16 protein-coding genes are annotated in these 17499 nt (G+C 46.8%); 9 read left to right on the top strand and 7 right to left on the bottom strand.

Annotated features, from left to right (window positions below):
- Positions 1-62 precede the first annotated feature (62 nt).
- From K0C01_RS00225 to carB, 6 genes are all read left to right on the top strand, one after another.
- Positions 63-1301, top strand: a complete 1239-nt coding sequence (locus K0C01_RS00225) for an NAD(P)/FAD-dependent oxidoreductase (RefSeq protein WP_221170083.1) — start codon at positions 63-65, stop codon at positions 1299-1301.
- Between the two features lie 26 nt (positions 1302-1327).
- Complete coding sequence (locus K0C01_RS00230; protein ID WP_221170084.1) at positions 1328-1741, top strand: DUF7124 domain-containing protein; 414 nt, start codon at positions 1328-1330, stop codon at positions 1739-1741.
- 299 nt (positions 1742-2040) lie between these two features.
- Positions 2041-2823: a DUF7847 domain-containing protein gene (locus K0C01_RS00235; protein ID WP_221170085.1), complete on the top strand. Its 783-nt coding sequence runs from the start codon at positions 2041-2043 to the stop codon at positions 2821-2823.
- Positions 2824-2910: 87 nt separating this feature from the next.
- Positions 2911-3429, top strand: coding sequence for a DUF5815 family protein (locus K0C01_RS00240; RefSeq protein WP_221170086.1), 519 nt, complete (start codon positions 2911-2913; stop codon positions 3427-3429).
- 254 nt (positions 3430-3683) lie between these two features.
- Entirely contained in the window at positions 3684-3887 is a 204-nt protein-coding gene (locus K0C01_RS00245) for an HTH domain-containing protein (protein ID WP_221170087.1), read from the top strand.
- A 92-nt stretch (positions 3888-3979) separates the two neighbouring features.
- Positions 3980-7177, top strand: coding sequence for a carbamoyl-phosphate synthase large subunit (carB, locus tag K0C01_RS00250; RefSeq protein ID WP_221170088.1), 3198 nt, complete (start codon positions 3980-3982; stop codon positions 7175-7177).
- A 73-nt stretch (positions 7178-7250) separates the two neighbouring features.
- Here carB and phoU read toward each other — a convergent pair whose 3' ends face one another.
- From phoU to K0C01_RS00275, 5 genes are all read right to left on the bottom strand, one after another.
- Complete coding sequence (gene phoU, locus K0C01_RS00255; protein ID WP_221170089.1) at positions 7251-7934, bottom strand: phosphate signaling complex protein PhoU; 684 nt, start codon at positions 7932-7934, stop codon at positions 7251-7253.
- A gap of 104 nt (positions 7935-8038) precedes the next feature.
- Complete coding sequence (pstB, locus tag K0C01_RS00260; RefSeq protein ID WP_221170090.1) at positions 8039-8851, bottom strand: phosphate ABC transporter ATP-binding protein PstB; 813 nt, start codon at positions 8849-8851, stop codon at positions 8039-8041.
- Positions 8848-9762, bottom strand: coding sequence for a phosphate ABC transporter permease PstA (pstA, locus tag K0C01_RS00265; RefSeq protein ID WP_221170091.1), 915 nt, complete (start codon positions 9760-9762; stop codon positions 8848-8850). Before pstA ends, pstB begins: the two co-directional genes overlap by 4 nt.
- A complete protein-coding gene (gene pstC / locus K0C01_RS00270; protein WP_221170092.1) occupies positions 9759-10682 on the bottom strand; it encodes a phosphate ABC transporter permease subunit PstC in 924 nt (307 codons plus the stop codon). Before pstC ends, pstA begins: the two co-directional genes overlap by 4 nt.
- Positions 10675-11868: a PstS family phosphate ABC transporter substrate-binding protein gene (locus tag K0C01_RS00275; protein WP_221170093.1), complete on the bottom strand. Its 1194-nt coding sequence runs from the start codon at positions 11866-11868 to the stop codon at positions 10675-10677. The genes pstC and K0C01_RS00275 overlap by 8 nt, the downstream gene beginning before the upstream one ends.
- Positions 11869-12061: 193 nt before the next feature.
- On the opposite strand from K0C01_RS00275, the gene K0C01_RS00280 reads away from it, so the two are divergent.
- Entirely contained in the window at positions 12062-13060 is a 999-nt protein-coding gene (locus K0C01_RS00280; RefSeq protein ID WP_221170094.1) for a phosphate signaling complex PhoU family protein, read from the top strand.
- A 452-nt stretch (positions 13061-13512) separates the two neighbouring features.
- Here K0C01_RS00280 and K0C01_RS00285 read toward each other — a convergent pair whose 3' ends face one another.
- Positions 13513-13881, bottom strand: coding sequence for a 30S ribosomal protein S8e (locus K0C01_RS00285; protein WP_221170095.1), 369 nt, complete (start codon positions 13879-13881; stop codon positions 13513-13515).
- A 148-nt stretch (positions 13882-14029) separates the two neighbouring features.
- Here K0C01_RS00285 and K0C01_RS00290 point away from each other — a divergent pair, with 148 nt between their 5' ends.
- Together K0C01_RS00290 and K0C01_RS00295 are read left to right on the top strand one after the other, a co-directional pair.
- The gene (locus K0C01_RS00290; protein WP_221170096.1) at positions 14030-14479 is read left to right on the top strand and encodes a DUF2240 family protein; all 450 of its coding nucleotides are present in this window, start codon (positions 14030-14032) and stop codon (positions 14477-14479) included.
- Between the two features lie 67 nt (positions 14480-14546).
- Positions 14547-14924, top strand: coding sequence for a DUF7993 family protein (locus K0C01_RS00295; protein ID WP_221170097.1), 378 nt, complete (start codon positions 14547-14549; stop codon positions 14922-14924).
- Between the two features lie 165 nt (positions 14925-15089).
- Here K0C01_RS00295 and K0C01_RS00300 read toward each other — a convergent pair whose 3' ends face one another.
- Complete coding sequence (locus K0C01_RS00300; protein ID WP_221170098.1) at positions 15090-17426, bottom strand: DEAD/DEAH box helicase; 2337 nt, start codon at positions 17424-17426, stop codon at positions 15090-15092.
- Positions 17427-17499: the final 73 nt, after the last annotated feature.

Genomic DNA, 17499 nt, shown 5'->3' on the forward strand with positions numbered 1-17499 from the left:
GGCAATAATATCCGAAATGTGAGATAGTAATATCAATACTACTCAAAGACATTTGAACTGGTATGAAGTCATATGTCATTATTGGCGATGGTATCGCAGGGAGTACCGCTGCAGAAACACTCCGTGAACGACAGCCAGATGCAGATATTACAATCGTAACGGATGAAGGCGAGGCCCTGTACAATCGAATTCTAATTAAGGAACATGCTAAAGGAAAACTGCCGGAAGTGCCGATTTCAATTCATGAAGAAGACTGGTATGAAGAGCGCGATATTAATCTGGAAATAAATACACTGGTCGTTGATGTAGATGTGGATGAGCACGTAGTACGAACCCATGACGGAGAAACACTCGAATACGACAAGTTGCTCATTGCCAGTGGGGGTACACCAACAAACTTGCCGGTAGAAAATGCAGACGCTGATGGCATTCATCACTTCTGGACATTCGAAGATGCACGAGAAATCAAGCAACACGCTGAAGAATCTGAAGAGGCGGTTGTAGTCGGGGCAGGATTGATTGGAGTAGATCTTGCAGGTGTCTGTGGAGCACAGGGTCTGGACTCAAAATACCTGATGCGAGGTAAATGCTGGTGGCGATATGCATTAAGCCAAGAGGGTGCCGAAATCGTACACGAAGGACTTCGCGACATTGGTGTTGAACCGGTGTTCGAAAGTGGCGTTGATCACTTCGAAGTTGATGAAGGTGGCCACGTAACAGCGGCGGTTGATCCGAATGGCGAGCGCTTTGACTGTGACATGGTTGGAGTTGGCATTGGTCTTGACTATAACACAGAGTTCATGCAGGGCACTGGACTTGAGACAGACAATGGCATTGTTGTCGACGAATACATGCAGACAAACCTTGAGGATGTATATGCTGCAGGTGATGTGACGACATTCTACGATACGATCACAGGCACATACGAAAAGAACGGATCTTGGGATTCTGCAAAGGAGCAGGGCAAAATTGTTGGAATCAATATGGCTGAAGATGACCAAGCAGAAGAGTTCCGAATGGTTTCAACTTATTCTGTTACACACTTTGATTTCCCATTCCTTTCGATTGGTCATCCGACAGAGGGTGAAGAGTATTTAGAAGAATTCTATGACGATCAAGTCTGGCGACGACTGGCACTTAAGGATGGGAAAATCATCGGCGCAGTGCTGATTGGCGATCTTGCACCACAGAACGCTATTAAGACACTAATAGATGAAGAAGTTGATATTCGAGGTAAAGAGGATGCTGTACTCGCTGAATCACTTGATGTAAGCGAAGTTGCACCGTCGTTAGAACAGTAAGTCTCCAGCAATTACGTGTTTCTACAATGGACACCGACAACAGTGACATGACACTGGCGTTTGAGCTAGCTGCTGCTAAACAACTTGCATCTCCAAAGACAGCAATTGAGGATGCACAAACATGGAGTAAATACCTCGGGATTGTATCTGATCGTCCAACGTACGTTGTTACGAATTACGCCCGCAAGCACCAAATTGATCAGGACTTCTTCTCCGGTCCTCGAGATAAATACGAGAGTTTATCAAATATCAAATCTCAATTCGGATCTGATCGGTACGTGTTTCTTGGAACAGACCCAGAAGATCAGGACGATATCGAGAGTATCGGATGGGAATTTCTGCCAATTGAAGAAGCTGCAGATGCTGCTGGATGGAAACTCACGGAGGAAGAGACAAATGGTTCAACCGATAGAACGGTTGAGCACAGTGACTGGCCGTAATTTATTATTTATTGCGGATGTGATTTCGGTATTTAGTTCGAAACGAGCAATACGTCCGTTCTATATGCAACTATCTATCGAATAGTATACAAATCTTACATTTTCAATGGCTGATAAGACAGTCACCAAATCAAAGATAGAGCCTATGAAACGACCGTGCCAACTCACCGAAATTTTTGTCACAGATTGATAGAGAATCAATTGGATTATCGAGATTTTTGACCGCCGGAACTGATCGATTAACAAGAGCGAGTCATTCATAATGTGTTTCAAACGCAGGATCAAATATTCATGACACCATGGAGTTCAAAGTCGAAGAAACTCTTCGAGGAACTGCAGACCGGTTATTATCACCGGTTGCAGCAGTGATCGTGGGATTGTATGTAATTGCATCACTTTTGTTCAGCATTGGGCAACAAACGTTGATAGAATCTGCATTAGAGGAGGGACAATTCGAAGGTACGCCGTTTGAGGGCGTAGTGTCAATAGAAGATGTTGCAGCTGATTTGCCCTTGGCAGTCGACGTGTCAGAAAGCGTTGGAGCGCTCATCTGGATTGTCGGATTTGTCAGTATATTTGCTGTTCTGACCGTTGGACTGATACTGCTTGGAGCAACAGCATTTGACTTCTCTGAAGAATCTGGAAAGTCGTTCGCTTGGAAATGGATTAATCTCTTTTTTGGCACGATTGTTTTCTCAATACTGTTTTCAATTGGGCTTGCACTATTTATCATTCCAGGACTGGTCCTCCTTGTCGTGCTTTTTTACTATCCTGCTGCAATCGGGATTGACGGGGAAAGTTTCGTGTCAGCGTATGGCTCATCCGTGGATATCTTTAGTGAAAATATGCTTGGAACAGTAATTTTGGTTCTTGCTTGGACACTCATCGCAATCACGGTGCAAGGAATTGCATTTGTCATAGGCTCAGGACTGCCAACAGCAATTGACATTCTGATCGATGAAGTTGCGACAGGAGTAGTAGCTGTGTTCCTGCTTGCTCTTGTAGTGGAGGTATATCAGACAACACAAACCAGAGAACAGAACAAGGGAGACGAATTACTTGAAGATCCACCAAAGTGGTAAGAAATTCAATATCTGTACTGGCTATCGGTACAATTTGTTGTCCCAAAAGAGGTATCGTATTGTGGGGACAACACATATACAGAGGAAATGACTAAAGCAGATGGGCCAGAGGCTGCTGAGTTGCCGTGTGGCTCGACGGTCAATGCATGGAGCCTGGATTTAGGAATTCGAGAGTACACCTGTTCATGTGGAGATAATCACGCGGTTGTGATGGGAAGTCATCCACCAACCCGTTTTCTCCCAGAAGAGTTCATCGAGATTCTTCGGGAGACCGTTGAGACAGCAGATGCATTCGAACAATTTGGAACACCACATCTCATTGGGCTCGTAATGGATGAGTACCCGGAGTGTGTTACTACTATTGACACTGGTGACATCGGATCCGTTGGTCATTCGATTGTGTGGATGACAACATTTGATGCCAGAGAACTACATGAGATTATTGTTGAACTCGTTGTTGACATGATGAATCATGCAATGACTCATGCAAGTGAAGATCCACAAGATCAGTTTGTCAGATATCTAAATCAGTTTGATATTGAAGAATTTGTGGATGAATATAGAGAAAAGCGTAACTTTACAAATCCGTCAGACGCACCAGTTTGATCTCTTCTCGTGACTGAAGCCAGAATATTCCTTCGTGAGTGATCGAACCAATCGATTAGCTTGGCTACGAACTTGCGGATTCCTTCAATATGTGTGATATGCTACGCCTGTGTACCTGTCCAAGTATTGGTAGAAATAAATACATGTGTCAGACAGATATCGGAATAGAGCCGTTATGACGTATATTTTCGACTATGTGTCATACGTTCGTCTGACAATGATTTATATGGGATAGGTGCATGTATACATGTAACATGAAATCGCGCCATACAGAGTTTCACGAAATTAAAACCGTTCTTAAGGAGGCTGATGAGCCAATGACGGCGCGAGAGATTCTTGATCAGATTGAGTCGGAATCGTTTGATAGTTCACATCAGATTGCGACTATTCTCGGAACACGGGCACAGTACGGGGATGTAGACGTGATTAGAGAGCGGCCGTACCAGTATCAGATATAAATATTCATCATCATTCGTGCCGGTTTGCTATCGATGTTCAGTATCTTTCGCTGAACTTATTAACGAGTGTAGTTTCCAGTGATGTGAAAACGATGAGTGACGGGCAAACCAAAATTGGCGAGGGTCGAAAAATCCTTCTGATCGGCTCTGGCCCAATTCAAATCGGCCAAGCGGCCGAATTCGACTATTCTGGGGCACAAGCATGCCGTGCACTACAGGAAGAAGGTGCTGAAGTCGTACTGGTTAACTCCAATCCGGCGACGATCATGACCGATCCGGAGATGGCTGATGAAGTGTATATCGAACCGATTACTCCTGAAGCAATTGCAGAAGTCATTCGACGAGAGAATCCTGATGGCGTCATTGCTGGACTTGGAGGCCAAACAGGATTGAACGTAACTGCTGAACTGGCTGAGATGGGTGTTCTTGATGAACACGATGTAGAGATTATGGGGACACCACTCGATACAATTTACGCGACAGAAGATCGAGACCTGTTCCGACAGCGGATGACTGAGCTGAATGAACCAGTGCCAAAGTCCACAACTATTTCACTGGAAGAGGGCGAGTCAGTGACAAACCTTAGTGAAGAAGATCTAAAACAACGTGTTGAATCAGCTGTAGAAGAAGTTGGTGGGCTACCAGTTATTGCCCGAACAACATATACACTCGGTGGATCTGGATCGGGTGTGGTTCATGAGATGGACGAGCTGATGACACGTGTTCGAAAAGGACTCCGTCTGTCCCGTAACAACGAGGTGTTGATTACCGAGTCGATTGAAGGGTGGGTCGAGCTTGAATATGAGGTCATGCGGGACGCTGACGATTCCTGTATCATCATTTGTAACATGGAAAACATTGATCCAATGGGGATTCACACAGGAGAGTCAACTGTCGTCACTCCCAGCCAAGTAATCCCAGACAAGGGCCATCAAGAGATGCGCGATGTTGCGCTTAAAGTGATTCGAGATCTGGGTATTCACGGCGGATGTAACATTCAATTCGCATGGCACGACGATGGAACAGATAGCGGTGAATATCGAGTCGTTGAAGTTAATCCTCGCGTCTCCCGGTCATCAGCCCTTGCCTCGAAAGCAACCGGTTATCCAATTGCCCGCGTTACGGCAAAAGTCGCACTCGGAAAGCGGTTGCATGAAATCGAAAACGAGATTACTGGAGAAACAACGGCCGCATTTGAGCCAGCTATTGACTACATTGTGACAAAGGTTCCGCGATGGCCGATTGACAAGTTCGAAGATGTCGAATTTGACCTCGGTACTGCGATGAAATCGACAGGCGAGGCAATGGCGATTGGACGGACATTTGAAGAATCCCTTCTGAAGGCCCTCCGATCATCAGAATACCAGCCGGATGTTGATTGGGACGAAGTTGATGATCGAGCACTTGAGGTAGCATACCTTGAGACGCCAACGCCAAACCGTCCATACGCAATCTTTGAAGCATTTAATCGAGGATACTCGGTAGAAGAGATAAGTGATCTGACCGATATTCGTGAATGGTACGTTAAGCGGTTCAAGCGCATCGCAGACGCAGCAGAAAGTGCACAGGATGGAGATATCGCATCGGCAGCTGAGCTTGGCTTTACTGACACACAAATTGCCGCAGAACTTGATGCAACAGACGCCTCAGAGATCCCGTCACCAGAGAATGATGCTGTAACCGAGGTAGCCGAGCAAACGACTGACCGGTCATTCAAGCAGGTCGATACCTGCGCTGGCGAGTTTGAAGCATCAACACCATATTACTACTCCTCGCGTGAGCCACAAGCAAGTGGTATTTCAACTGGTTTCGACGAAGTACAGGTTGACCCCGATATAGAAAGTGCCGTAATTGTTGGTGGTGGACCAATCAGAATTGGACAAGGTGTTGAATTCGATTACTGTACCGTTCACGCTGTTCAGGCACTACAAGAAGAAGGTATTGACGCACACGTTGTTAACAACAATCCGGAAACTGTCTCTACTGACTACGATACGTCAGATGGACTGTTCTTTGAGCCGATCAGTGCAGAGGAAGTTGCAGACGTTATTGAAGCGACAGGGGCAGATGGTGTGATGGTCCAGTTCGGTGGACAGACATCAGTTGATATTGGTGAACCACTTGCCAAGGAGTTGGATCGCCGTGATCTTGAGTGTGAAATCATGGGAACGAGTGTTGAAGCCATGGATCTTGCCGAAGATCGTGATCGGTTTAACCAGTTGATGGACGATCTAGGGATTGCGCAGCCAGAAGGGGGTGCAGCAGAATCACGGGAAGAAGCGCTACAGTTGGCAAATGAAATCGGATACCCAGTTCTAGTTCGTCCGTCGTATGTTCTTGGCGGACGAGCAATGGACGTTGTTTATGATGACGGAGAGTTGGTCAAGTACATTGAAGAGGCCGTTCGAGTCTCTCCGGACAAACCAATCCTCATCGACGAATTCCTTGATGATGCAATTGAGCTCGACGTGGATGCTGTCTCTGATGGTGAAAATACACTCATCGGAGGAGTAATGGAGCATGTTGAGTCAGCCGGTGTTCACTCCGGAGATTCAGCCTGCATGATTCCACCAGGGTCACTTGACGAAGAAACACTCTCTCGTGTTCGAGAGGTCACCAAAGATATTGCAACAGCATTGGACACAGTTGGCCTTCTCAATGTCCAGCTTGCTGTCCAAGATGGAAACGTCTACGTTCTCGAAGCAAATCCACGGTCTTCACGCACAGTTCCATTTGTGTCCAAGGCGACAGGCGTGCCAATTGCCCGAATCGCTGCGAAGGCGATGGTTGGTAAGTCACTAGATGATTTGGATGTACAGGAGCAGGTTCCAGAGCAGGTTTCAGTTAAAGAGGTCGTGCTTCCATTTGACCGTCTTCCAGGATCAGATCCACGACTTGGACCGGAGATGAAATCAACTGGTGAAGTAATGGGCACAGCAGACACATTCGGAAAGGCATATGATAAAGCACAGGACGCCGTTGGAAAGCCAATTCCAGAGTCTGGGACAGCAATTGTTGATCTCCCAGTCGAAGGATTCGGAGATTACTATAATGTAACCGACTTCGATGACCGAGTGCAGGCAATTCAAAACGGTGAGGTTGATCTTGTGATCTCCCGTGACCGACCAGCGTTAGAAGCCTGTGTCGAAGAAGAGATCACATACTTCTCGACGATAGCAAGTGCTAAAGCGGCACTGAAAGCTATTAAAGCGAAAGATGAACCAATTGATGTCCGGCCTGTCACTGATCGGGTTAAGCATCAACGACCTTGGGGCGGCAGTAAAAACTAGCTGGCGCTGACTGCTGATTCTATGGTTGGAGCTTAAGAACTGCCCCGCCGAAACGGATTACTCAAAAGAAGCTTTAATAGATTAGCTCATCGTCAGCCTCGATCATGTAGAATGTTCTTGCCGAGATATTGACTGCATGATCACCGACTCGTTCGAGATCGCGGATCGTCAGTAAGAGACGAGAGACATCCTGAAGGATTACTTCTATTTCTTCTTCTGTATGATTCATTTCTTCGAACTCCTGCTCAATGAGCCCCATCACAACAGCATTACTCGCCTTTTCACACATCTCGTCAAGATCCTCATCACGCTCAACAATCTCACGACACATCTCAGGGTTACGTCCAGTATAAGCAATCATCGCGTCTTCAACCATCTGTTCAGCAGTATCACCAATTGTCTGAATATCAACATCTGGGTATCGATCGCGCTGAGCCTCTATCGCGTACTCGGCAAGGTTTGTTGCCAAGTCACCGATTCGCTCTAGGTCGGTAATAATCTTGAACGAAGAGGCGACAAATCGAAGATCGCCAGCAACAGGCTGCTGCAGCGCAAGTAGGTCAATGCAGCGTTGTTCCAAATCAAGATACAGCTCATTAATCTCGTGATCACCAGTGATAACTTCCATAGCAGCGTCTTCATCTTTCGTCTCAAGCGTTGCAAGCCCCTCTCGGAGGCGATCACGAACCAGCTCGCTCATATACAAAATATCATCCTCTAGCTCGTCAAGTTGAGCTTGGTAGTCTCGTCGCGCCATTGTTTGCACCTATTTTGTGAAGTTGTGTGCTCGTTATATGCCTTACTGTCGGCTGATTTAATTTTAGAGACTTGTTGCAAAAATTGCCAAATGAATACGGAAATTCAGCCAAACTTCCCAGTAATATAGTCCTCAACACGAGAGTCATCTGGATTTTGGAATATCTTCTCGGTATCATCGAACTCAACCAACTCTCCACCGGTGAGGAACACAGCCGTTTTATCAGAAATACGTGCCGCCTGCTGCATGTTATGAGTAACAACAACAACCGTGTATTGATCTGAAAGATCAGTAATAAGATCCTCAATTTTTGAGGTTGCGACCGGATCAAGAGCACTTGCCGGTTCGTCCATAAGAATAACCTCAGGATCTGGAGCAATGGCCCGAGCAATACAAAGACGCTGTTGTTGACCACCAGATAACTCTAATCCAGATTCTCCGAGCTGGTTTTTTACCTCATCCCAGAGAGCTGCACGTCGGAGGGCATCCTCAACCTTCTCATCAACATTTTCATCCTTACCCTGAATTTTCAGGCCATAAGCGACATTGTCACGGATGGATTTTGGAAACGGATTAGGTTCTTGGAAGACCATGCCAATCTTTCGTCGAAGCGCAACCGGATCAACATCCTCATCATAGATGTTTTTCCCCCGGAACAAGAGTTCACCTTCAACGCGCGCAACATCGATAAGATCGTTCATCCGATTAATGCATCGGAGAAACGTTGATTTCCCACAACCGGATGGACCGATAATGGCGGTGACTTGCTGCTCAGGGAGATCAACAGTAGTCGGCTGAATTGCTTGTGTATCACCGTAGTAGACCTCCAGATCTCTAGCCTGCAGTATCGGGTTATCGTGCTTTGGTTGGCTAGCATTACGCGTCTCCGTCTCAATTGTCGGCTGAATGTTACTCATGTTTGGGTATCGAATTTATGTCGAATGTAAATAGCGATTGCATTCATTGTGAGCAATACAGTTAGTAGTACCACAATCCCTGCAGCAGTCACGTGCTGGAAGTCAGCCTCAGGTAGCTTTGCCCATTCATAAATTTGCATTGGCATAGCACTAAATGGGCCGGTTAAGGACTGTGGTTCAACGAACATCGATGTAGCAGCACCAACCATCAAAATTGGGGCTGTCTCACCGATTGCCCGTGACAAAGCCAAAATTGTTCCTGTCATAATCCCAGGTAAAGACGACGGTAACACAACGTCACGGACAACCTCCCACTTTGTGGCTCCTATGCCGTATGCGGCCTGCCGTCGTGAGTCAGGTACAGCGCGGATAGCTTCCTGACTTGAGACAATAACGATCGGCAGGATCAGCAATGTCAGCGTAAGGGCACCGGCAATGAGACTGGAGCCAAGTTCCAGTGCACGGACGAAAATTGCAAGTCCAAGTAGCCCGTATACGATTGACGGCACTCCTGCGAGATTTGCGATATTTGCTTCAATAAACGCAGTGATACGGTTATCTGGGGCATATTCTTCAAGATAGATTGCCGCACCAACGCCTAGGAACAGCGTAAATACTGCTGTCAGTGCGATTAAGAAAATCGATCCGACAAGAGCAGGATAGATACCTGCCGGATGCCGGCCTTCGCCAGGGATATAATTCTCAATAACCTGGGATGGGGGACTGGTCAAAAACTCCCAAGTAAGCCAACCCCATGCACCGTGGACGACATCAGCAATCAACGCAACTAACGCAACAATACCAACGAGGGCTGAGGCTATACAGAGTATGACAAATGCTTTGCCATAGATTTTCTTCCATCGAAGGTCGTCACCAGCGAGATCCATAGAGTCAGATGTTTCCGAGCTCATGAGTACTCCTCCCGATATCGTGATTTAATCCACAAACTCAGCAAGTTCATCGCCAGGGTCATTACAAAGAGTGTCATTCCAACAGCAAACAACGATTGATAACCGATACTCCCGACCGAGACATCGCCAGTGCCAACCTCAACCATGTATGCTGTCATCGTTTGAATCGGTTCAAAAATATTCGTTGTAATCTGCGGCTGCATCCCCGCAGCGAGAGTTACTGCCATCGTTTCACCAATCGCCCGTGACACGGCGAGCACATATGCTGAAACAATGCCAGACAACGCCGCTGGGGTAACGATTTGTGTTGAAACCTCGAACTTCGTCGCCCCAAGGCCGTATCCAGCATTTCGGAGTTCATCTGGAACAGCTGACATTGCGTCTTCACTCAAACTAGATACCATCGGGATGATCATAATGCCGACTACGATTGCACCAGCAGCGGCATTGAATGTTCCTGTCTCTGGGACGAATCGCTGAATAACTGGGGTAAGAAACGAGATTGCAAAGAACCCGTATACGATCGTTGGAATTCCTGCAAGGATCTCTAATGTTGGCTTAAGTATTGATCGAACTCGAGGTGAAGCATATTCACTAAGATAAATCGCTGTCAGTGTACCAAGTGGGATAGCAATAATTGCTGATCCAACAGTGATGACCAGTGTTCCCCAGATCAATGGCCAAATGCCAAATTCGCCGCTTCGTGGAGCCCAGTCAAGTCCGCTGAAGTATTCAATAATAGATACCTCGCGGAAGAAATCAATTGATCCGTTAACCAACACGAAGATAATACCTAGCGTAGTGAGAACCGTGATAAGAGCACAGGTTCCAAAGACAATACGGGTCAGCTGATTCATTCGCTTCTCACGCTGACTACCTGCTTGCGAAATATCAACCGACGATGCATCCGAGTTACTCATTGTGATCACCCCAGTGTTCATGCGCTTCTTCTGGCAACAGAATATATCCCTCATCTTCGTAGTCCAGTAACTCTTCTCGGGTATCTTGTTCAATAAGATTTAGTAGTCCACCGTGATGACCGTGCTCATTATCGTCATATTTGCCATCGTCAGCACCGAATAGACACAGGTGGATGGTCTCTTCATCGACTTCATAGAATTTGACCTCACGAGCAACGAACTGGGTCCAGCGTCGGTTCTCTATCTCATCAGTAGGACTAAAGTTAATTAGGTCAGCATAGAACTCATCATCGGCCATTGTAAAGAGGTACAGAACAAATGCAGCGACTTCAGTCCGTTGCAGCTCCTCAACGTTTATATATAGGTACATGTCTCTGGATAGTGGATATGTGCCTCTTCTGATTGTATCCTCATTTGGTTCAACGAAGGTGCCTGCTTCACCATCATCCGCCGGCAATTTGATCAAACCAAGATCGTCTTCATTCTCATAATAGTAGCCGGCTCCACCGAACCCAATTGCATACTCATCACCACGAACACCGCGCACAATATTGTTCGTATCAGTTGTTCCAGAATAATCATCCCGGATATTTCCTACTTCACCGGTCACCGACTCAGTAAAGAAATCAAATGTCCCGGACGCGGAGTCCCGGCCGTAGAGTGATATCTCTTCATCAGGCCAATCATCATCAATATCGGACCAATTATCAGAGATATCTCTCCATGTCTCAATTTCAGAGTCTCGTTCCCAGATTTCTTCCAACTGTTCCATCGTAAGCTGGTCGCACCAGTCATTATCTGGGTGTTTATAGATTGCAATACCGTCACGCAGTGCTGGGAGCTCAACCCACTCAATATCGTTGTCACGACATTGGTCTTGCTCCCCGTCAGAGATTCTACGACTGGCATTTTGTATCTCTGTTTCACCGAGAGAAAACCGTTGGAATCCAGCCCCTGTACCAGATCCTCGGATGGAAATAATCACATTACCATGCATCCATTGGAATTCTTCTGCGAGAACAGTTCCATGGGGTTGAACGGTATTTGAGCCATCTATAGTGAAATCACCTTCCAACGGGGAATTACGCCCGGAAGCAACACAACCAGCAATGCTGGCAATACCAGCGGCACCAGCTGCAGCGAGAAAGTTCCGCCGTGAAAGCCTTGGCGGGTGGCTATTTCCCATCACTGTAATAGTAGCGTAGGGGTATCTAAATACCCTGCTATTACTTCTATATAGTACTATATATCGAATATAGATATTGTTAGATATTGGAAGTACTATGAGCCGTATCATAGTATACTACATTCAGACCCTATCAGCAATAAAATACAAATATATATCTGAGGACGACTCTATATAATTTCATATACCGATCATGGAAACACGAAAGGTGCAGCTTACAGGAGGGTCTACATATACGGTATCACTACCCAAAGACTGGGCAATGGAACAGGGAGTTGAGTCCGGAAGTGAGGTTGAGTTTCATCAAGAGGGTCAGTCACTTTTACTCTCACTTCGAGATGAACGGGAACCAGCAGAAGGTACACTTGATGTATCCGGGCTGGAAGGTGATCGACTGATCAGTGCTGTAATGACAATGTATGTGAGCGGATTTGACACGATTATCCTTGAAGATAGTAATTTTACCCCAGACAGACGCCAGACGGTTCGAGAGGCGGTACAGAGCCTTGTTGGGGTTGAGGTGTTAGAAGAAACGGAAACACGGGTGGTAATACGAGACTTACTAGATTCAGCTGAATTATCAATTCACGATGCAGTCACCCGGATGCACTTAATCGCGCTCGGAATGCTTGAAGACAGCATTACAGCACTGGTTGAGAACAATGATAAGTTGGCACAAGATGTTCGTGGCAGAGATGATGATGTAGACCGACTATGGTTCGTGGTTTCTCGAACTTTCCGAGCAACGCTTCGATCGCCACAGGAATCTCAAGATTTGGGGCTCCCCCGTGAGGAATGCTTTGCGTATCATTCAAGCGCACGGCAGTTAGAGCGGATTGCGGACCACGCAACAAAGATCAGTAAACTTGCGCTTGATCTTGAGGAGATCAGTGATGAAGTCACTGACGCTCTCAAGGACTTGCTCTCGGATGCCCAAGCAATTGTTAATACAGCCATGGACGCATTGTTTGAGGAGGATAGTGATGCATCAACTGAGCTGGCACATCAGGCTCGAGAGTCAATTGTCGAGTTAGATAAGCACACCCGCCATATCGATCAACTGTTACGAACGCTCGATCCACGCGAAGCACAGTCAGTTGGGCTTATCGTGGACTCATTGTCCAGAAGCGCAGACTATGGTGGAAATATCGCTGAGACAGCACTGCAAAAAGCGGCACCAAAGCCGCAATAACGGACTTCAGGTCAAGCTTCGAGGCAGTTGCCTCATACCGCTTGTACAGCCGGAAGTGCTAAAAAATCACAATAATGTGAGCTATCCCTGTCTACTCGCCGCTGTTGGTGGATTGTTGGGGCAGAGGCCTCCTGATTCCACAACGCACTTTGTTACGGATATTCGGCTGACACCGGCCATCTGTGCATGGCACAGTCTTCGCGAGCATTGATTCGGCCATGCTCTGCTTATTACAGTGGCGACAGAAAAGGAAGTCTAACCGTGGGTATGATTCCACTCTAAGCCAGACTCATGGGATATATCTCTCACGGTGAACCATCGCCCTACAGGCAAGTTGAATGTATTGCGGTACCGAGCAGACGGCTGTATCACCATCCTACTCGCCCTCTTCAGTCGCTCCTTGAGAACGGGGACCTAGCCTGTAAATATTAAATGGAAAGCCAGGGTAACAATTATTCGACTAGAACAGCGTTCACCTGACCGGTCTGACCCGGGCGTGAGGTGACTTTCGCTTTTCCTTCCGATGTATCAATGACAGCTCCTTTTGTGATAATGTTACGGCGTGCGTAGTTTGGGTTGGCAGGGTTCTCAGATACAGCTTCAATATCGGCTCGAACCGTGCCGCTGTCGGTGGCAACAGTCGCAACGTTTGTCTTTAGCGCTCGGACTTTCTGATTGTCTCCACGTGCATCGACAGTCTTGTATTTCTGTTCCCCAACGCGAGGCTCAGTTGGTTCGGATCCGATTTCATGCTTTTTCCGGTCTCGAGATGGTTTCAGACGACCGCCAGTTCTTTTTCGAGAAGATCGACTATGTTCCATATCAATAATACAACCACAGACAGCACTTGAATGACTCGAATTACGCTAAGCTCTCTATGACGTTCAAGCTGGAAACAACAAGTAATTCCTTTCTCAAGAAACAGCTGAATCGTTATCATATTGTGAGTCGATAGATTACCAGTATACAATGAGCATACAGACAGCGGTTGCTGCACCGTTCAGACATCGAGGAACAACTGAGATGCCAGAACCAAAGTTTGTAGCGACCGTGGCAATGGAGTTAAAATGGTTCTCACCAGACCAGGCTAAACGACTGATTGATATCGCAGCCGGTGAAGGACTTCTTGAACGAACAGTGGATGGAATTGAGCCGACATTTGATGTCCGCAGTCAGACGATACCGGATGATTTTACCCCCGATGAGGATATTTTACAGAAACGATCTGTCTTTGAACGGATCTTGGATAAGCTCGTCAGTAATGGAATTGAAAAGCAAACTGCAGTTGCTGAAATAAACCAGTTACAAAGTAAAATAGGAACAACGATTGAAGCTGCCGCAATTGTATATGCTAGGCAACAGGGCATCGAGGTCAAAGAAGAAGCAGATCTAGCATTTGCTAAATTAACCGAACAATGATACCAGAAGGCTGTCCAGAAAACTACATACACGTGCGCACCGAATATATAGAATAGCTTATTGTAGGATGGTCCAAGAACGAATCACCGATGGTAACCGGATTGCTGAACTATTGATTGCGGAGATACGCGGCCGACAAACCGGCTCGTTCGAGACGCTATCAACGACATCACCAGCTGATAAGAATAAGATACACACAATTTGTGTGATTGATGAAGAGCTTGATTCACGCCGCGAGCCAAATACAGAAGTTATCAAATCAGAGATTGCAGAGATCATCATCAAAGAAAATAGTGTCCACATCGTCCCGAAACAAAACAAGCAAGCGGTACTGCGCAAAGCGAAGAATCAAGGATTAGATCGAAGTGAAGACGCTGTTATCGTCACTCAGGCCGCAGAAGTAAAGCGTTGCGTGGATACTATTTCGGCACTGACGGACGAATAGTCATAGCAGGTCAAGGCGAATACAGTTGAGAACACCCGCCTTTCTGTGAGGGAGAATATTCTGACCGCTTGTGACAGCCTCGAGAGCTGATCGGGCGAAAGGAAATGTCAACACTGCAAACATTCCTGTTCATGACTGTCTATGGACCCAGAATCTGTGTACTCACTACCGCACGATGACGGTACGCGTTTCAGTAACTGGAGAAATTGCCAAGGAAGGAAATGTAATCTCAAGGGTAAATTCGAGTTCATTGGTATCGCTTCCGAAGACAGCAGCCGGAATTGTTGTTATATCTTGTAAGTAGGTTTCTTTTGCGGTCATCTCAGCTTCGTTAACAGTCAAGCGTATACTGGCATTGGCTCCATTCCCACCGTTTCGGATGGTAAGCTCATAGATATCACGTCCATCAGAAGTAACAGTATCAGGAAATGACCCCCAGTCAACGGTAATCTGTGGGAGTTTGTTTGCAGCATTATAAATTCGTTCAGCCGCTGAATCAGGTAAACCAGCATTGGACAGTTGAGTTGGGGTGGCAGAGGCAACTTCTTCAGGGGTAGTATAACCAGCTGCAGCAAGCTTATTTGCTCTGCTGGTTCCGACGCCATCGATTTCAGTTAGCCCCACAGCATCGTCCCCAACACCGTATTCGATCCGAGCTTCAATCTGTCGAACACGGTTAGCCACTTTCGGCGTAGAGAATTCCTCACAAAATGCACCGAGAGCAGCAATTAAACGAAGAGCATTTTGTTTGATTACCCATGCATCGGAACGCAGCTCCGATGGCAGTGTTCCAGACATGGCCGCTCGAAGAATTGCGAGAACTTTGCGGTGACCGTCGCTAAGTTCCTCCCCTCGACTACCAAGAACGGCCTCAACGGCATCCTCTTCGTCACTACGGGCACTAACATCATCAAACTCGGCTGCTGTCGCAACAGTCCGAAGCAGATTTTTTGCCGTTGGCGAGCGCGTTGCACACTGTTTAAATGATATCGCGGTGTCAAGACGAAGATAGTACGTAGAAGTAAGCCGACCGAGAGGAGTTGGTGTGATCTGTAGGTCCTCATCTGTTTGTACAAACCCATCCTCAACTAAATTCGAAATTTTATCCCGGACAAGGTCTCGAATTTCGGAAGTTGATAGGGCTGCTTCACCGCGTTGAGATCGAACATACCAGTATGTGGTTTTAATCCACTTCGTAATATCATCAAGATCTTCGATCGTTCCTAGTGAAACTTCGGCAACAAGGTGTTCGCCTATATTAGAAACAAGATGCGATTCGATTTCTTTACCGTCCCTCAGCAAACTCCTGAACCGATCTGCATCCGATGGATCACAGATAATCCATCCATACCCAACATCATCATATCCCGGACGACCGGCCCGTCCAAGCATCTGGAGGATATCTAATGGGCTCATCTCGACTTTCCCCTCAAGCGGATCGTGATATTTTGTATCGCGGATGACCACGCACCGTGCTGGAAGATTTACACCCCAAGCAAGTGTCGAAGTCGAGAATAGCAAATCGATTTTTCCTTCACGGAACCACGCTTCTATTTTGTCACGATCATTCTTCGACAGCCCAGCGTGGTGAAAAGCCACCCCATCAAGAACACTCTTGCGTAGTTGGTCGTTGTCGAGAGCTGTCGTTTCTTGGTGGAAATCGTAATCTCCACGAGCACCAATTATAATATCACGTTCAGCTAACTCGTCACGTGCTTTTTTCGCAGCCTGAACAGCATCTTGACGGGAGGCAACGAAGACCAATGCCTGCCCATCTTCAGTGAGATGTGGTTCAGCGAGGTCTAACGCACGATATAATCGTCGATACTTGTCAGCAAATGAATTTTCACCGTGGCTGTAGGTACGGACACCAGAGTGGAGTTCAACTGGGCGATGTGATTCACTGAATGCAAATGTTGTTTCCTCAGGAGCATCAAGCCAATCAGCAATGTCTTCAATATTCTGCATAGTAGCAGAGAGCGCAACGAATCTCGGATTGCATAGTCGCTGAAGGCGTGAAACAATCACCTCAAGTGCACTTCCTCGCTGCTCTGAGTCAAGCAGATGAGCCTCATCAATGACACAGAGATCAATGTCATTGATGAAATCATATCGTCGCGTATCATGCTTTCGAGTTGCAGAGTCGACTTTTTCAGGCGTCATTACAAGAATATCAGCATGACGAGCGCGGCGAGAATTGAGATCTCGTTCACCAGTTACGACATACACTGAACGACCTACGGATTCAAACCGTTCCCACTCTCGCTCTTTTTCGTTTGTCAACGCACGCATCGGTGCAACGAACAGTGCTGTGCCACCACTATCAATTGTCTTGCAGATAGCAGACTCAGCAACAGCAGTTTTACCACTGGCTGTTGGTGCGCTAGCGACGATGTTATGATCAGTGTTGAGGATCGCTGGTAGAGTTTGTTTTTGCATCTCATTGAATTCATCAAAGGGAAATACTTCTGAATAGCCAGGAAAAACATCAGCGACCTCCATCACATTGAACGGGGACACCGGTGAACAAAGGACTTTCGCACTCCCGGTCAGGAACTATTTGCCAGCCTTGTGG

It is taken from the genome of Salinarchaeum sp. IM2453 (assembly GCF_019693215.1).
Lineage (GTDB): Archaea > Halobacteriota > Halobacteria > Halobacteriales > Salinarchaeaceae > IM2453.

Excerpts from the sequence above, each read along its gene's own strand:
- K0C01_RS00225 (WP_221170083.1), top strand. The coding sequence starts at position 63 with ATGAAGTCATATGTCATTATTGGCGATGGTATCGCAGGGAGTACCGCT.
- K0C01_RS00230 (WP_221170084.1), top strand. The coding sequence starts at position 1,328 with ATGGACACCGACAACAGTGACATGACACTGGCGTTTGAGCTAGCTGCT.
- K0C01_RS00235 (WP_221170085.1), top strand. The coding sequence starts at position 2,041 with ATGGAGTTCAAAGTCGAAGAAACTCTTCGAGGAACTGCAGACCGGTTA.
- K0C01_RS00240 (WP_221170086.1), top strand. The coding sequence starts at position 2,911 with ATGACTAAAGCAGATGGGCCAGAGGCTGCTGAGTTGCCGTGTGGCTCG.
- K0C01_RS00245 (WP_221170087.1), top strand. The coding sequence starts at position 3,684 with ATGAAATCGCGCCATACAGAGTTTCACGAAATTAAAACCGTTCTTAAG.
- carB (WP_221170088.1), top strand. The coding sequence starts at position 3,980 with ATGAGTGACGGGCAAACCAAAATTGGCGAGGGTCGAAAAATCCTTCTG.
- phoU (WP_221170089.1), bottom strand. The coding sequence starts at position 7,934 with ATGGCGCGACGAGACTACCAAGCTCAACTTGACGAGCTAGAGGATGAT.
- pstB (WP_221170090.1), bottom strand. The coding sequence starts at position 8,851 with ATGAGTAACATTCAGCCGACAATTGAGACGGAGACGCGTAATGCTAGC.
- pstA (WP_221170091.1), bottom strand. The coding sequence starts at position 9,762 with ATGAGCTCGGAAACATCTGACTCTATGGATCTCGCTGGTGACGACCTT.
- pstC (WP_221170092.1), bottom strand. The coding sequence starts at position 10,682 with ATGAGTAACTCGGATGCATCGTCGGTTGATATTTCGCAAGCAGGTAGT.
- K0C01_RS00275 (WP_221170093.1), bottom strand. The coding sequence starts at position 11,868 with ATGGGAAATAGCCACCCGCCAAGGCTTTCACGGCGGAACTTTCTCGCT.
- K0C01_RS00280 (WP_221170094.1), top strand. The coding sequence starts at position 12,062 with ATGGAAACACGAAAGGTGCAGCTTACAGGAGGGTCTACATATACGGTA.
- K0C01_RS00285 (WP_221170095.1), bottom strand. The coding sequence starts at position 13,881 with ATGGAACATAGTCGATCTTCTCGAAAAAGAACTGGCGGTCGTCTGAAA.
- K0C01_RS00290 (WP_221170096.1), top strand. The coding sequence starts at position 14,030 with ATGAGCATACAGACAGCGGTTGCTGCACCGTTCAGACATCGAGGAACA.
- K0C01_RS00295 (WP_221170097.1), top strand. The coding sequence starts at position 14,547 with ATGGTCCAAGAACGAATCACCGATGGTAACCGGATTGCTGAACTATTG.
- K0C01_RS00300 (WP_221170098.1), bottom strand. The coding sequence starts at position 17,426 with ATGGAGGTCGCTGATGTTTTTCCTGGCTATTCAGAAGTATTTCCCTTT.